The organism is Roseovarius roseus, from assembly GCF_043355935.2.
GTDB classification, from domain to species: domain Bacteria; phylum Pseudomonadota; class Alphaproteobacteria; order Rhodobacterales; family Rhodobacteraceae; genus Roseovarius; species Roseovarius roseus.
Genome location: NZ_JBHFPE020000004.1, coordinates 106,423 through 122,127, shown reverse-complemented (window position 1 = coordinate 122,127; position 15,705 = coordinate 106,423). Strand labels below are relative to the sequence as shown.

At 66.5% G+C, this 15,705-nt stretch carries 13 protein-coding genes; 8 read left to right on the top strand and 5 right to left on the bottom strand.

Annotation, left to right across the window (positions count from 1 at the left end):
* Positions 1–59: 59 nt before the first annotated feature.
* The 3 genes from moaA to ACEWPL_RS08855 are packed head-to-tail and all read left to right on the top strand — an operon-like array spanning position 60 to position 3,433.
* The gene (moaA, locus tag ACEWPL_RS08865) at positions 60–1,067 is read left to right on the top strand and encodes a GTP 3',8-cyclase MoaA (protein ID WP_393931466.1); all 1,008 of its coding nucleotides are present in this window, start codon (positions 60–62) and stop codon (positions 1,065–1,067) included.
* Positions 1,068–1,071: 4 nt separating this feature from the next.
* Positions 1,072–2,361: a 3-deoxy-D-manno-octulosonic acid transferase gene (locus ACEWPL_RS08860; RefSeq protein WP_393931464.1), complete on the top strand. Its 1,290-nt coding sequence runs from the start codon at positions 1,072–1,074 to the stop codon at positions 2,359–2,361.
* A gap of 31 nt (positions 2,362–2,392) precedes the next feature.
* A complete protein-coding gene (locus ACEWPL_RS08855; RefSeq protein WP_393931462.1) occupies positions 2,393–3,433 on the top strand; it encodes a glycosyltransferase family 4 protein in 1,041 nt (346 codons plus the stop codon).
* Here ACEWPL_RS08855 and ACEWPL_RS08850 read toward each other — a convergent pair.
* Positions 3,430–4,590 (bottom strand): M20 aminoacylase family protein, encoded by a 1,161-nt coding sequence (locus ACEWPL_RS08850; RefSeq protein ID WP_393931460.1) that lies wholly within the window; start codon positions 4,588–4,590, stop codon positions 3,430–3,432. The genes ACEWPL_RS08855 and ACEWPL_RS08850 overlap by 4 nt on opposite strands.
* A gap of 78 nt (positions 4,591–4,668) precedes the next feature.
* Entirely contained in the window at positions 4,669–6,243 is a 1,575-nt protein-coding gene (gene nikE, locus ACEWPL_RS08845; RefSeq protein WP_393931458.1) for a nickel ABC transporter ATP-binding protein NikE, read from the bottom strand.
* A gap of 212 nt (positions 6,244–6,455) precedes the next feature.
* On the opposite strand from nikE, the gene ACEWPL_RS08840 reads away from it, so the two are divergent.
* The 4 genes from ACEWPL_RS08840 (at position 6,456) to ACEWPL_RS08825 (ending at position 10,849) form a co-directional block, all read left to right on the top strand.
* Complete coding sequence (locus tag ACEWPL_RS08840; protein WP_393931456.1) at positions 6,456–8,159, top strand: peptide ABC transporter substrate-binding protein; 1,704 nt, start codon at positions 6,456–6,458, stop codon at positions 8,157–8,159.
* A gap of 97 nt (positions 8,160–8,256) precedes the next feature.
* Positions 8,257–9,279: an ABC transporter permease gene (locus ACEWPL_RS08835; RefSeq protein WP_393931454.1), complete on the top strand. Its 1,023-nt coding sequence runs from the start codon at positions 8,257–8,259 to the stop codon at positions 9,277–9,279.
* Positions 9,272–10,123 (top strand): ABC transporter permease, encoded by an 852-nt coding sequence (locus ACEWPL_RS08830; protein ID WP_393931452.1) that lies wholly within the window; start codon positions 9,272–9,274, stop codon positions 10,121–10,123. Before ACEWPL_RS08835 ends, ACEWPL_RS08830 begins: the two co-directional genes overlap by 8 nt.
* A gap of 126 nt (positions 10,124–10,249) precedes the next feature.
* Positions 10,250–10,849, top strand: a complete 600-nt coding sequence (locus tag ACEWPL_RS08825; protein ID WP_393931450.1) for a flavin reductase family protein — start codon at positions 10,250–10,252, stop codon at positions 10,847–10,849.
* On the opposite strand, the gene ACEWPL_RS08820 is transcribed toward ACEWPL_RS08825, so the two are convergent.
* The 3 genes from ACEWPL_RS08820 to ACEWPL_RS08810 all read right to left on the bottom strand — a co-directional run bounded on the left by ACEWPL_RS08820 (position 10,801) and on the right by ACEWPL_RS08810 (position 14,925).
* Complete coding sequence (locus ACEWPL_RS08820) at positions 10,801–12,291, bottom strand: UdgX family uracil-DNA binding protein (protein WP_393931448.1); 1,491 nt, start codon at positions 12,289–12,291, stop codon at positions 10,801–10,803. The two genes, ACEWPL_RS08825 and ACEWPL_RS08820, sit on opposite strands and share 49 nt — an antisense overlap.
* A complete protein-coding gene (locus ACEWPL_RS08815; protein ID WP_393931446.1) occupies positions 12,291–13,523 on the bottom strand; it encodes a putative DNA modification/repair radical SAM protein in 1,233 nt (410 codons plus the stop codon). The genes ACEWPL_RS08820 and ACEWPL_RS08815 overlap by 1 nt, the downstream gene beginning before the upstream one ends.
* A gap of 124 nt (positions 13,524–13,647) precedes the next feature.
* A complete protein-coding gene (locus ACEWPL_RS08810) occupies positions 13,648–14,925 on the bottom strand; it encodes a 4-aminobutyrate--2-oxoglutarate transaminase (RefSeq protein ID WP_393931444.1) in 1,278 nt (425 codons plus the stop codon).
* Positions 14,926–15,089: 164 nt separating this feature from the next.
* Here ACEWPL_RS08810 and ACEWPL_RS08805 point away from each other — a divergent pair, with 164 nt between their 5' ends.
* The gene (locus ACEWPL_RS08805; protein WP_393931442.1) at positions 15,090–15,653 is read left to right on the top strand and encodes a cupin domain-containing protein; all 564 of its coding nucleotides are present in this window, start codon (positions 15,090–15,092) and stop codon (positions 15,651–15,653) included.
* Positions 15,654–15,705: the final 52 nt, after the last annotated feature.

Sequence of the window (15,705 nt, the reverse complement as noted above, 5' to 3'; positions counted from 1 at the left end):
GCCCCGCGGGCGGCATATCGCCCTTGCCCCGCCCCGCCCCGGGCCTTACCTTTGCATCTATGAATACACCTTTGATCGACCCCTTTCAGCGTGCCATTGATTACCTGCGCGTTTCGGTGACGGACCGCTGCGATTTTCGCTGCGTCTATTGCATGTCCGAGAACATGACCTTTCTGCCCAAGAAAGAGCTTCTGACGCTGGAAGAGCTGGACCGCATGTGCAGCACCTTCATCGGCCTCGGCGTGCAAAAGCTGCGCATCACCGGCGGCGAGCCGCTGGTGCGACGCGGGATCATGACATTCTTCGACGCGATGTCACGTCATCTGGAAAGCGGCGCCTTGCGTGAATTGACGCTGACGACCAATGGCTCTCAACTCGAACGGTTTGCTGGCGATCTTTATGCCGCAGGCGTGCGGCGCATCAACATCTCACTCGATACGGCGGATGAGCAGAAATTCGCGGATATCACCCGCTGGGGCCGCCTGCCACAGGTCCTGCGCGGCATCGACGCGGCGCAGGCGGCGGGCATGCGGGTCAAGATCAACGCCGTCGCACTCAAGGGCTTCAACGAGGACGAGCTTTTCAGTCTAACCGAGTGGTGCGCCGATCGCGACATGGACCTGACCTGGATCGAGGTCATGCCGATGGGCGATATCGGCAACGAGGACCGGCTGGACCAGTATTGGCCGCTCAAGGATCTGCGTGCCCGGCTGGCCGAGCGCTATACCGTCACCGATATCCCCGAGCGCACGGGCGGCCCCGCTCGCTATGTCAGGCTGGAGGAGACAGGGCAGAAGATTGGCTTCATCACGCCGCTTACGCATAATTTCTGCGAAAGCTGCAATCGCGTGCGGCTGACCTGCACCGGCCAGCTTTACATGTGCCTCGGGCAGGAGGATATGGCCGATCTGCGCCCTGCCCTGCGCAATCACCCCTCGGACACCGCGCCCTTGGAAGACGCCATCCGCGCCGCCATCGCGCGCAAGCCCAAGGGCCATGATTTCGACTATTCGCGCCAGACGGTGGGCGGCCAGATGCCCCGCCATATGAGCCACACGGGCGGGTAGGCGCATGCCCCGCGACACCGGGCGGGCGACGCCGTTGGTGCGGGCCTATGCGATTGCCTCCAGGGCGCTGATACCACTGGCCTATCGCCGCAGCGCGCGCAAACTATCCGAGCAGGGCATGGACGACGCGCGGGTTGCCGAGCGGCTGGGCCATGCCACGCTGCCGCGCGCTGAAGGCACGCTGGTCTGGTTTCACGCCGCCAGTGTCGGCGAGAGCCTGTCGGTCTTGCGCATCATCGCGCATCTGGGCGAGGCGCATCCTTCGCTGAATTTCCTCATCACCACCGGCACGGCGACCTCGGCGCGCATCATCGCGGGGCGGATGCCGCCGCGCTGCAGTCACCAGTTCGCGCCGCTGGACAGCCCGGCTGCCGTCGCTCGGTTCCTGGATCACTGGCGCCCCGATGCCGGCGTCTTTGTCGAGAGCGAGCTTTGGCCCAACATGCTACGCGGGGCAGCCGCGCGGGGCATCCCCCTTGCCCTACTGAACGCGCGGATCTCGGACCGCTCCGCCCGCGGCTGGGCGCGAATCGGGGGCACGGCGCGCTACCTACTGGGCCATTTCGACATGGTGCATTGCCAGGACGCGCGCACGGCGGATCATCTGCGCAGCCTTGGCTGTGCACACGCCGCGAAGGGTGCAAATCTGAAGGCCATGGCGGGGCCCGTGCCGCATGACGCCGAGATTCTGGAAAGCTTGCGCGATATGGTTGGGCCGCGCCCCGTCTGGGTCATGGCCTCGACCCATCCTGGCGAGGAGGAGATCGCGATTGACGCGCATCAGATCGTGCTGGCCCGGCACCCGGACGCGCTGATGATCCTCGTGCCCCGCCACCCCGAGCGCGCAGGCAGCATCGCGCGCCAGCTGACCGAGGCCGGGATGGACCATGCGCAGCGCAGCGAGGGCGCGCAGATCGGCGATGCGCCGGTTTATCTGGCCGACACGCTGGGCGAGATGGGCCTTTGGTATCGCCTGGCCCCGCTGGTCTGCGTCGGCGGCAGCTTCGTACCGGTCGGCGGGCATAACCCGTTCGAGGTGGCCCATGGGGGCGCGGCGGTGCTGCACGGCCCGCTCTATGCCAATTTCGCTGAGGGCTATGCGCAGATGGATACCGCGGGCGCCGCGCGCGAAGTGGCGGATGCTGTGGCATTGGGCAAGGGGGTTGCGCATCTTCTGGCCGCGCCCGAGGATCTGGGCGCGATGCAGGACCGCGCATCGGAATACGCTGCCGCGCAAGAGGACAGCCTTGCAGATCTGGGATCGGAGCTTTGCGCCGCGCTTGGCCTGCGCTAGGACGGGGGCGGGCCAACTAACGGAGCGCGCCGTGACCGAGCTGATCGTCACCAATTTCAACCGCAATTTCACTGGCGTCTCGGCGACGGCTGCGGGCGTTCTGCGCGCGCAAGTGCCACGCTACGATCTGGCGCTGGCGGGCCAGCCCCTGCCCGGCTGCCCCGCTCCGGTTTCGGTGGCCGAGGCGCGGCGCCTGACCCGGCGCCCGCCCGAGGGCCGTGATTTCGCCATCTGGCATGTGCGCCGCAACACCGAGATGCGCGCCGCGCTCTGGGCGCGCGATGTGCTGCGCCTTCCCATCCGCATCGTCTTTACCTCCGCCGCGCAGCGCCGCCATTCGGCCCTGCCGCGCTGGCTGATCTCGCGCATGGATGCCGTCATCGCCACCACGCAGCGCGCCGCCGATTTCGTGCCCCATGTGCGCGCCGTAGTGCCCCATGGGGTCGATTGCGAGCGCTACACACCCGCCGAGGATCGCGCCGCCGCGTGGCGCGCCACCGGCTATCCCGGCGCGCGCGGGATCGCCACGATCGGCCGCATTCGCCCGGAAAAGGGCACTGATCGCTTTGTCGAGGCGATGCTGAGCCTGCTACCGGATCACCCGGAGGTCACCGCGCTGGTACTGGGCCGCGCCGGGCGCAAGGACCTGGCCTTTCTCGAAGGGCTCAAGGCGCAGGTGGCCAAGGCGGGACTTGAAAACCGCATCCTCTTTCCCGGCGAGATCGCGCCCGAGGCGCTGCCCGCCCTTATCCGCGGCCTGTCGATGGTGGTGCAATTGCCCGTCTACGAGGGCTATGGCATGGCCCCGCTGGAAGGCATGGCCAGCGGCGTGCCCTTCGTTGCGACCGAAGCGGGATATTACCGCGACTTCAGCGCCGGGGATTCGGCCGGCTGGATCGCCAAGGATGCCGAGGGCGCCGCAACCGCGCTGAGCGCCCTTCTGCGCGATCCAAAGCGCCACGCGGCGATGGCTGAGGCCGCGCGCCAGACGGCGGTAGAGCGGTTCAGCATCGCGCGCGAGGCCGATGGCATAGGCGCGGTCTATGACGCGATGTGGCGCGGGGAGGCCTAGACAGGCATCCGCCGCTCGACAATCTCGGCCCACCAGCTGCATCCGGCGGGGATGATCTCGTCGTTGAAATCATAGTCGGAATTGTGCACTGCGGCGGTGTCGCCATTGCCGACGAGGATATAGGCGCCGGGCCGCTCCTCCAGCATATAGGCGAAATCCTCGCCCCCCATGACCAGCGGCGCCTCGGCGCAATCGCCCGCGATGCCGCGCGCAACATCGGCGGCGAAATCGGTCTGGGCCGGGTGGTTCACCATCACCGGATAGCCGGGGCGGAAATCCAGCGAGATGGTGCCGCCCATTGCTGCGCCCAAATGGTCGCAGATCCCGCGCAGGCGCGCCTCGGCCAGATCGCGCATCGCATTGTTCAGCGTGCGCACCGTGCCTTTCAGATGGACCGAGCCGGGAATGATATTGAGCGCCTTGCTCGAGGATTCGATCGATGTGACCGACACGACCAGTTGTTCAGTCGGGTCGGCGTTGCGGCTGGTCACCGTTTGCAGCATGGTCACCAGCTGCGCCGACATGACGATGGGATCGACCCCTTCATGCGGCTTGGCGGCGTGACTGCCCCGCCCGGTCAGCGTGATCTCGAACTCATCGGTCGAGGCAAAGAACCCCCCGGGCCGGATGGCAAATGTTCCCACAGGCACGCCCGGCCAGTTATGCATGCCATAGACCTCCTGGATGCCGAAGCGCTCCATCAGGCCATCCTCGCACATGACCGCCGCGCCGCCCCCGCCCTCTTCGGCGGGCTGAAAGATGACGATGGCCGTGCCGTCGAAATTGCGCGTCTCGGCAAGGTATTGCGCTGCGCCCAGCAGCATGGCGGTATGCCCGTCATGGCCGCAGGCATGCATCGCGCCTGGCACGGTACTGGCATAGGCGGCGCCTGTCGTCTCGTGAATGGGCAGCGCATCCATGTCGGCGCGCAGTCCCACGACTTTGCCCGAGGCGCTTGCGCGACCGTGGATCACACCCACGACGCCAGTGCGCCCCAGCCCGATCACCACCTCGTCGCAGCCGAATTCTCGCAATTTCTGCTCAACCAGCGCGCTGGTGCGATGCGTGTCGAACATCAGCTCGGGATTGGCGTGGATATCGCGGCGCCATGCGGTGATGTCGGCATGGGTTTCGGCAAAGCGGTTCTTGATGGGCATGGGGTGTCTCCTTGGGCGCCGGGCGCATTTGGCACGCTGCGGGGCAGGATGAACCTCGGGGGCAGCGCCGTAAAGGGCCTAATGCGCCGGGGCGGGATCGCCCAGCGCCGAGGCCGCGACGAGCGCGCGGGAATGTGGATGCGCGGGCGCGCTCAGCAGCCGTGCGGCGGGCCCCTCCTCGACGATGCGTCCCGCCTCCATGACGGCGATGCGATGGGCGATGGCGCGCGCGGCCTTCAGATCATGGGTGACAAACAGGATGGCGAGGCCACGCCGCGCCTGCTCGGCCCGAAGCAGCGCCAGAATGGCCGCGCTCTGCACGCTGTCGAGCGCCGACAGCCCCTCATCCACCACCAGAATATCCGGATCGAGCGCAAGGGCGCGGGCAATCGCGGCCCTCTGGCGCTGCCCCCCCGAGACCTCGTGCGGCAGGCGGAGCATCAGCTCGGGCGCAAGGCCGACCTGCGTGAAGGCGCGCGCGACCCGCGCGTCATCTGCGCTGCGACCATAATTGCAGAGCGGATCGGCCACCTGCCGCCCCAGCCGGCGGCGCGGATCGAGTGACGTGACCGGATCTTGAAACACCATCTGGATGCGCGGGCGCATCTGCCGCAGCGCCGCGCCGCGCAGCCCCGCGATATCCGTGCCGCCGATGCACACCGCCCCGTGCGCGGCAGGCTCCAACCCCAGCGCTGCGCGCGCGAGGGTGGATTTGCCGCTGCCCGATGCGCCGACCAGCGCCAGCGTCTCGCCACGCGCAATGTGCATGTCGACACCCCGGACCGCAGGGCGCCCCGGCCCATAGCGCACGGTCAGCCCTGCAATTTCGAGAAGGGGCGCCGTGAAGGGTATGGCTGCGGGCGGTGGCAACGGACGGGCCGCGTCGATCAGCGCGCGGGTGGCGCCCTTCTGCGGGGCGCGCAGCATGTCGTCGACTGGCCCAGCCTCGACGATCTTCCCCGCCTCCATCACCAGGACGCGCCCGCCAAGGCGACGCACCGCGTCCATGTCATGGGTGACCGTCAGAAGGGCCATGCCCGTCTCGCGCCGCAGGCCGTCCAGCAGATCGAGGATGCCAGCCCGCAGAGGCGCATCCAGCGCCGTCGTCGGTTCGTCCGCGATCAAGAGGCGCGGGCCCGAGGCCAGCGTCGCTGCGATGGTCACACGCTGGCGCATGCCGCCCGACAGCTGATGCGGATAGGCGTCATAGGAGGCATGCGGATCCGGCAGCCCTACGCGCGCCAGCAGTGCCGTGGCGCGCTGCCGCGCCTCGGTGGCGTTCAGGCCCAGATGTATGCGCATCGGCTCGGCCACCTGTGCGCCTGCCCGCATCACCGGGTCCAGCGCCGTTGCCGGATCCTGAAAGATCATCCCGATCTCGCGTCCGCGCAGGGCGCATATCCGCCGCTGTGGCAACGACAGCAGATCGCAGGCCGCACCATCCGCGCCCTGCCAGAGCGCGCTGCCCGTGACCTTGGCGTTCGGCAGCAGCCCGACCAGCGCACCGGCCAGCGCCGATTTGCCAGCGCCCGACGCGCCGATGATGCTCAGCGCCTCGCCCGGTACGATGCTGAGCGCCGCATCGCGGACCGCCACCGGCGCAGCCGCGCGGCGGTCCGCATAGCGCACCGTCAGATCGCGGATATCCAGCAATGGCAGGATCGTGTCACCTCCCGGCAGAATTGGTCCGGGGCGCCATGGCGGACCGATAACGACGAAGCGCGAGGCATGGTGCGAGATTTACGAATATTTTTCCGTAAATTTCCCCTGACCCTTGTGTCATCTCACTGCATATTTCAGTTAATGAGAAGCTGAAAGCCCCAAGGCTGGCCCGTGGGGCCATCCGTACCCGTAAGGAAATCCAGATGATTGCCCGACTCGCCGCATCACTGATCGTTACTGCGCTGGGCCTGGCGGTCGGACCGGCCCATGCGGGGGATGCGGTCCGGGCCAGCGATGGAACCCTGCGCGTCATCTACTGGCAGGCCCCGTCCACCCTCAACCCCTACCTATCCGGCGGGGTGAAGGACGTCGAAGCGGCCTCGCCCGTGCTCGAGCCTCTGGCACGACTCTCGCCCGACGGCGAGCTGATCCCGTGGCTGGCTGAGGAGATCCCGACACTTGCCAATGGCGGGGTGTCGCCCGACTTGCGCAGCATCACATGGCTGCTGAAGCCGGGCCTCACATGGTCCGACGGCAGCCCCGTCACCTCGGGCGACATCGCGTTCACCTATCGCTATTGCACGGCCCCCGGCGCGGGATGCGCGCAACTGGCCAAATTCCGCGATATCGAGCGGATCGAGACCCCCGATACGCAAACCGCCGTGCTGCATTTCTCGGTGCCCAAACCCTATCCCTATGCCGCCTTCGTCGGCCCTCAGACGCCGCTGATCCAGGAGGCGCAGTTCAGAAATTGCATCGGCCCCGATGCTGCCAGCTGCACCGAGGCGAATTTCGCCCCCATCGGCACCGGCCCCTTCACCGTTGCCGAGTTCCGGCCCGGCGACACCGCGCTTTTTACCGCAAATGATGCCTACCGCATCCCCGGCCAGCCCGCCTTTGCCGAGCTCCTCCTCAAAGGCGGGGGCGATGCCACCTCTTCCGGACGCGCAGTGCTGGAGACGGGCGAATTCGACTATGCATGGAACCTTCAACTGGCGCCCGAGGTGCTCTCGGCCATGTCCTTGCGCGGCAAGGGCGAGGTGGTCACCGCATTTTCGACGCTGGTCGAACGTCTGGCCTTCAACCTGCGTGAGCCTGCGCAGCCCGGCGCGGATTTCAGCCCTCACCCGGCGCTGAAGGATCTGGCGGTGCGCCGCGCGCTGGCGCTCGCGCTCGACCGCGACCTCATGGCGCAGATCGGTTATGGCGCCACCGGCCGCGTCGCCTGCAACATCCTGCCCGGTCCACCCATCTACGCCTCGGACGCCAATGATCCCTGCGGCGATCAGGATATCGAGGCGGCCCGTGCCCTGCTGACCGGCGCAGGCTGGATCGACAACGATGGCGACGGGATCCGCGAACGCGGAGGCGAGAAGCTGGAGCTGGTGCTGCAGACCTCGACCAACGCAGTGCGCCAGGATTTTCAGACGCTGGCCAAGGAATGGTGGCGCCAGATCGGGGCGCGTACCGAGCTGCGTGCGGTCGATGGCTCGGTCTTTTTCGGCAGTGATCCGGGCAATCCCGACACGCTGATCAAATTCAACGCAGATATTCAGATGTATGCGGGCGCATCCGACGGGCCTGACCCCGAGGCCTATCTGGCCGGCTGGTCCTGTGATGATACGCCGTCCGCCGAGAATGGCTGGCGGGGTCAGAATATCGGGCATTGGTGCGATCCGGCCTATGATGCGTTGCTGGCGCGCCTGTCCCACACCGCAGGCGCGCCGGACCGGGCCGCTCTGGCGCGCACGCTGAACGATATGCTGGTGCAGCAACACGTCGTCGTGCCGCTGATCGACCGGGGCCGCACTTCGGCCCATGCCAATTCGCTGGGCGGCGTGCGCCTCAATGCCTGGGATAGCGAGCTGTGGAACATCGCCGAATGGCATCGCCTGCGCGCCGACTGAACGGGCTAGCCGCATTGCCAGCGGGGCCGCACGCATCCTAGAGTGGCCGCGCGGCCCCTCCCTCGCCCCGCGGCCCTCGACCCAAGGCATCCACCCAATGCGATCTCCCCTTCTGTCCCGCCTGATCATGGCCATCCCGACGCTTCTGGTCATCTGGGCGGTGATCTTTGCCCTGCTCGAACTTGCCCCCGGCGATCCGATGGCCCAGTTGCCCTCCACCATTCCCGAGGAGGTGCGCGCTCAGATGCGCGAGGCGCTTGGTTTCGGGCAATCCGCTCCTGTGAGGTTCGGCAAATGGCTGGTCCAGATGCTGGTGATCGAACCGGGCGTCGCGCTGGACGCGGCGCTTGGCACCGACCTGACCGCAGGGGCGGCGCGGATCCTTAGCTGGCAGACCCGCGGCCCCGTGATGGCGCTGATCGCGCAGCGCCTGCCCCAGACGGTGATCGTCGTCGGCTCGGCCTATCTGATCGGGATCGGTGCGGCCATCGCGCTTGGCGTGGCCTCGGCCCGGTGGCGCGGCGGGCTTCTGGACCGCGCAGGCACGGCGCTGGCGACGCTCGGCTATGCGCTGCCGCCGTTTTTCACTGCGGCCGTGCTTATCTATCTCTTTGCCATCCAGCTTGGCTGGGCGCCCTCAGTCTATGATACGACGCTGGCGGTCACGGGCTGGGACAGCCTGCGCGCCCAGATGGGCCAGATGGCGCTGCCCATCGCCGTGCTCAGCCTGCAGACGACGGCGCAGATCACCCGCTACATGCGCGCGGCCATGCTAGATACGCTGGGCCTTGATCACATCCGAACCGCCCGCGCCCTCGGCCTGCCCGAGAGGCGGGTCATCTGGCATCACGGCCTGCGCAATTCGCTGATCCCGGTGGTCCCGATCATCGCGCTCGGCGCGCCCCAGATCTTTGCCGGCGCGATCATCACCGAGACGATCTTTGGTGTGAACGGCATCGGCCAGTTGTTGGTCACTTCGATGCAATCCACCGACCTGCCCACCGTGCAGACGATCACGGCCCTCATCGCGCTGATGATCGTCCTGGCCAATCTCGCCTCCGATATCGCGCTGACGTGGCTCGATCCCCGGCTGCGCATAGGGGGGCTTCGCGATGCATAGGCGGCGCGGGCTGATTGCAGGGGTGGTTCTGCTTGGCCTCATCGCTTGTTTTGTGCTGCTGGGGCCCACCGTCTGGACCCTGCCGCCCGGCGCTATGGATATGACCGTGCGCAACGCGGGCAGCAGCCTTGCGCACCCGCTCGGCACCGATCAGCTGGGGCGCGACGGGCTGGCGCGGCTGATGGCCGGAGGGCGACTTTCGCTGGCCGTCGGGTTGGCGGCGATGATCCTCGCCATCACCATCGGTTCGGCCATCGGCATCGCTGCGGGCCTCTCGCGGCGGCTGGACGGGCCGCTCATGCGCCTCACGGACCTCTTTCTGGCGCTGCCATTGCTGCCGCTCCTGCTTATTGCCGCAACACTCTTTCTCGGGCCGCTGGCGGAGCGCTTCGGCCTCGAGGCGGGCCTCTTCGTGCTCATCACCCTCGCCATCGGCGCCACCAGCTGGATGGCGCCCGCGCGCATTCTGCGCGGCGAAGTGCAGGGCCTCAGCCAGCGCGACTATATCCGCGCCGCGCGCAGCACCGGCACACGCCTGCCGCCGATGATCTGGCGCCATATCCTGCCCGCAATCGCCGGCCCGCTTGGCGTCACCGCGGCGCTTGGCGTCGCCTCTGCCATCCTCATGGAAAGCGCCCTCAGCTTTCTCGGCCTCGGCTTTCCACCCGATATCGCCAGTTGGGGGCGCCTTTTGCATGATGGCACGCCGCATCTGGGCGCCCATCCGGGGCGCGCGCTCTGGCCCGGCGCGCTGATTACCCTGACCGCGCTTGGCGCCACGCTGCTGGGCGATGCGCTGCGCGATCTGGCGGACCCGCATCACCGCGCCCGCCTTGACCCCTGAGGCATCAGCCATGGCTTTTTCTTGGACCAAATACCCAAACCCTGCGCGCACTACGCGCCGCCATGGCTCGACACGCGGGTCATGCGGGTTAAGGTGTACCGCAAGGCATCTAGCAGGAGATCTTACATGAATTACGGCAGCGATCGGCCCGAGACGCTCAAGCACAACCCGCTCAAGGCCATCATCACGCCGCGTCCCATCGGCTGGATCGGCACGCTCGATCCGGGCGGGCTGCCCAACCTTGCGCCCTATTCGTTTTTCAACGCCATCGGCGCGGACCCTGACATGGTGATGTTCTCCAGCGAAGGGGCCAAGCATTCGGCCATGTATGCGCGCGATCAGGGCGAATTTACCTTTTCCCTCGCGACCGAGGCGCTGACGCATGAGATGAACAAAAGCTCCGCGCCCGAGCCTTCGGGGGTCAGCGAGTTCGAGACGGCGGGACTCGAGCAGGGCCAGCCTCAGGTCATCCGCACGCCCTTCGTCGCCGCCAGCCCCGCGGCGCTGGAATGCGTGACGCTCGACGTGATCCATCTGCGCGACCGGCATGGCAACCTTGTCGATCGCTACCTGGTGTTGGGCGAGGTCGTCCAGACGCATATCCGCGATGAATACATCAAGAACGGGCGTTTTGATACGGTCGGCGCGCGCCCCATCGCGCGCATGGGCTATCGCGATTATACCACCGTCACCGACTCGTGGGAGCTGGGCCGCCCGGACGACTGATCGCGCAGAAGCGTGCCTGTCGCCTCTGCCGCCAGCGCCAGATCGGCGCGGAAATCGGCGGTGGCGCGGGCGCGCGCGGCCTCTTCCGACAGACGCAGCAGATAGGACGGATGCACCGTCAGCAGAACGTCATGCCCGGTCAGCGCCCTTTCGATCCTGCCGCGCCGCGCGGTGATCCCCGCGCCCGAGCCGGTCAGCGCCAGCGCAGCCGTGGCGCCCATGGCAAGGATCAGCGCGGGCTTCGTGCGGGCGATTTCGGCCTCCAGCCACCATTTGCACCGCTCGACCTCGCCCGCATTGGGGCGCTGGTGGATACGGCGGCGGCCGCGCGGGATATGCTTGAAATGCTTGACGGCATTGGTCACATACGCCGTCTCGCGGTCCAGCCCCGCCTCCTGCGCAACGCGGTGCAGCAGCTGCCCGGCGGGGCCGACGAAAGGCCGCCCCACAAGATCCTCGCGGTCGCCCGGCTGCTCGCCCACGATCATCAGGCGCGCGTCCTCGGGGCCCTCGCCGCAGACCGCCTGCGTCGCGCGGCAATGCAGCGGGCAGCGCGTGCAGGTCCGGATCTCGGCCTCGAGCCCCTCGCCCTGATCGACCCAGACCGATTTATGCGCCGCAAGCTGCGCCTGAGCGGCTGCGGCGCGCAGGGGCGGCAGCGTTGGCGCGGCCTCGGCCATCTCACGCGCGCGGGCCGGCGCGCTGGCGATGAGCTCCGGGATCGCCGCCGCCTCGGGCAGGTTCTTCCAGTATTTGCGCGGCATCTCCGAGGTCATGGCGCTGATCTTGAGCCGCGCGGGATTGAAGATGTTGCGAAAATAGGTGAGCCAAAGCTCCTCGCTGGCATCCTCGGGCAGGTTCGGGGCCGCCTGCCCCGGCTCGAGCCGCACCGCACCGCCTTCATGGATCGCCGTCACATCGGGCGTGACGATCCGCCAATTCATATCGGCAAAGCGGTCGCGGAAAAACGCGGTGTTCATTTCCAGCGTGTAATGCGTGGGCTCGAACCACGCGCCGAAGCTGCGCCGATTGGAACCTGCCCCGCCAAGCTCGCGAAAACGGACAAACGCGCGCATCTTGTGACGGCAGCGATGCACGGCCTTCTCCATCTGGCGTAGCTTCGCCAAATCCGGATCAGCACGGTCGGACATCAGGTGCGGGGCCGACCGCAAGCGCCAGAGAAAGGCATAAAGCCGGGCGTATCGCTGCGGATCGCTATGAAAACAGACGCTGTTTGCCAGCGCGATGAAACTGCGCGGCACCGTGATGGCGCCGCCGCCGGTCGGGGCCTGCTGATCGCCGCCGAACAGGTCGGGGGCGTCGCCCTGCCCCTCGGCGTTCCACAGCACATCCTGCGGTGGCACGCCTTCGGCCAAGAGGCCGCGCGCGGCGTCTCGCCAGATACCCGCGGCCCCGATCAGCGGTACGATGACCTGGCGCATCAGAAGAGGCTCATCTGTTCCGGCGGCGGCGCGAAGCGCGCCCGCAGATTGGCACTGTCGGTCAGCGCGCCGGGTGTCCAGCCGCCTGCAGTCACAAAGGCGCCCGCCTTCTTCATCGACGCGCCCATCCGCGTGATATCCTCATACCGCAGATGCCGGTGGCGCCGCGTCGTCAGGATGCGGTTCACCGTCTTGACGCCAAAGCCCGGAACGCGCAGCAGCAGATCGCGGCTGGCGCGGTTCACATCCAGCGGGAAAAGACCGCGATGTTGCATCGCCCAGGCCAGCTTGGGGTCGATCGAGAGGTCGAGATTGCCATCGGGCGTGACCGAGGTGATCTCATCGACGCCGAATCCATAGAACCGCAATAGCCAATCGGCCTGATAAAGCCGATGTTCGCGCTGCAAGGGCGGGCTGATCAGCGGCAACTTGGCCGAGCTGTCGGGGATGGGCGAGAAGGCCGAGTAATAGACCCGCCGCAGCCCGTAGCCCGAATAGAGCCGCGTCGACTGGCCGAGAATCGTGGCGTCGGTCGAGCCATCGGCGCCGATGATGACCTGCGTCGACTGCCCGGCGGGAGCGAATTTCGGCGGCCGCTTGCCGGTATGGCTGCAGTCCTTGGAGGCGTCGCGGCGCTGGCGCACATCGGCCATCGCGCGGCGGATCTGGCCGGGGTTTTTCTCGGGCGCGTAGGTCTCGACCGCGGCATCGGTGGGCAATTCCACGTTGATCGACAAGCGATCCGACAAAAGGCCCGCCTCGGCGATCAGCTCGGGCGCGGCGTCCGGGATAGTCTTGAGGTGGATATAGCCCTTGAAATGCTCCTCGTGGCGCAGTTTGCGCGCAATCTGCACCATGTCCGACATGGTCGCATCGGGCGATCGGATGACCCCAGACGACAGAAACAGCCCCTCGATATAGTTGCGGCGGTAGAATTCGATGGTCAGCTTGACCACCTCATCCACCGAGAACCGCGCGCGCGGCACATTCGATGAGACCCGGTTGATGCAATAGCTGCAATCGTAGATACAGAAATTCGTCATCAGGATCTTGAGCAGGCTGATGCAACGCCCGTCAGGCGCGTAGCTGTGGCAGATCCCGCTGCCCGTGTTCGAGCCGAGGCCCCCGCCGCGCGCATTGCGTTTCGTGCCGCCGGACGACGCGCAGGAGGCATCGTATTTGGCGGCATCGGACAGAATCGCAAGCTTGTCATCGAGGGTTTGGCGGGTCATGTGTTCTTTATATGTTCTCATCACCTCCCCCACAAGAGGTGGAGCATGAGCTTGAGCCAACGCCGTCCAGCAAAAAGGGCGGACCTTTCGGCCCGCCCCCTGTCTTTTGCCCTATCGCGCAACCTCAGGCCGCGCGCGCTGCCGCAATCGATTCCTCCAGGATATCCATCGCTTCGGCAAAGATCTCGTCCTGGATGGTGATCGGCGCGAGGAAGCGGATCACGTTGCCATAGACGCCGCAGGTCAGCAGGATCAGGCCCCGCTTCAGCGCTTCCATGCGGATGCGGTTGGTCATGTCGGGGTTGGGCGCGCTGCCGTCGGGCAGGTTGAACTCGGCCGCCACCATGAAGCCCGGACCGCGCACGTCCACCATCTCGGGCGTGGTCGAACGGATCGATTCGAGGCGCTGCTTGAGGCGCGAGCCCAGCTCGTTCGCGCGGTTGCAGAGGTCTTCCTCCTCGATCACGTCGAGAACGGCGTTCGACGCCGCGATGCCCAGCGGGTTGCCGCCATAGGTACCGCCCAGACCGCCCGGATGCGCCGCATCCATGATCTCGGCACGGCCCGTCAGCGCCGCCAGCGGCAGACCGCCAGCCAGACCCTTGGCCATCGTGGTGATGTCGGCGGCCACGCCATAGCCTTCCATCGCAAAGAGATGACCGGTGCGCGCAAAGCCTGTCTGAACCTCATCCGCGATCATCACGATGCCATGCTCGTCACAGAGCTTGCGCAGGCCGCGCATCAGCTCGGCGGGTGCGGGATAGAAACCACCCTCGCCCTGAACCGGCTCGATGATGATGGCGGCAACGCGGCCCGGATCCAGATCGGATTTGAAGAGCTGCGTCATCGACGCCATTGCATCCTCGGTCGAGATGCCGTGCAGGTCGATCGGGAACGGGATATGATAGACATCCGGCATCATCGCGCCAAAGCCCTTCTTGTAGGGCGCGACCTTGCCGGTCAGGGACATGCCCATGAAGGTCCGACCGTGAAACGCGCCGCCAAAGGCGATGACCGCCGAACGGCCCGTGTGGATACGCGCGACCTTGATCGCGTTCTCGACAGCCTCGGCGCCGGTGGTGACAAAGACGGTCTTCTTGTCAAAATCGCCCGGCACCTTCTCGTTCAGCCGCTCGGCCAGACGAATGTAATTCTCGTAGGGCAGGACCTGGTGGCAGGTATGGGTAAACTTGGCCACCTGGTCGGACACGGCCTGCATTACCTTGGGGTGGCAATGGCCAGTGTTGACGACGGCGATCCCGGCGGCAAAGTCGATATAACGGTTGCCCTCGACGTCCCACACTTCGGAGTTCTTGGCGTGGTCGGCATAGACTTGGGTCATCATGCCCACGCCCTGCGAAATGGCGCCTGTGCGGCGTTCTGCGATCTCGGCGTTCAACATGACGCATCCTTTCGAGAAATTGTACCATATCCGGCGCGGATTCGCCCTGCCCGGATCTGCCACCTGCTGTACGCCGTTTCATCACCGCTCAAAAGTCTGTTTCTTGCGCGGGCCAAGCCATTGATTTAATTGTAGCGGGGTGAAAACTGTTCAGGAACGCAAACATGGCCGAGAGTAAGGGCGATCTGGAATTGGGGCCGCGACTCAAGGCAGTACGCGCGCAGGCGGGCCTGTCGCAACGGGCGCTGGCCAAGAAAACGGGCGTGCCCAATTCGACCATTTCCCTGATCGAAGCCGGCAAGATGAACCCATCTGTCTCGGCCCTCAAACGGATACTCGAAGGAATTCCCATCGCTCTTTCCGAATTCTTCGCCTTCCAGCCCGAGGCCGAGCGCAAGGTCTTCTACGCTGCCGAAGAGCTGACCCAGATCGGCAAGAACGGCGTCTCGCTGCGCCAGGTTGGCACCACATTATATGGCCGCGCGATGATGATCCTTGCCGAAACCTACGAGATCGGCGCCGACACGGGCCGGACCATGATCGGCCATGAGGCCGAAGAGGGCGGCATCGTCGTGCGGGGCCGTGTCGAGGTGACCGTGGGCGATCAGCGCAAGGTGCTGGGCCCCGGCGACGCCTACTATTTCGACAGCCGCAATCCCCACCGATTCCGACAGGTCGGTCCCGAACCCTGCGAGATCATCAGCGCCTGCACCCCACCGACGTTCTGAACGAAAAAGGGCAGGCCCGCAGGCCTGCCCCATCCCCCTTGTCTGTGGCGGT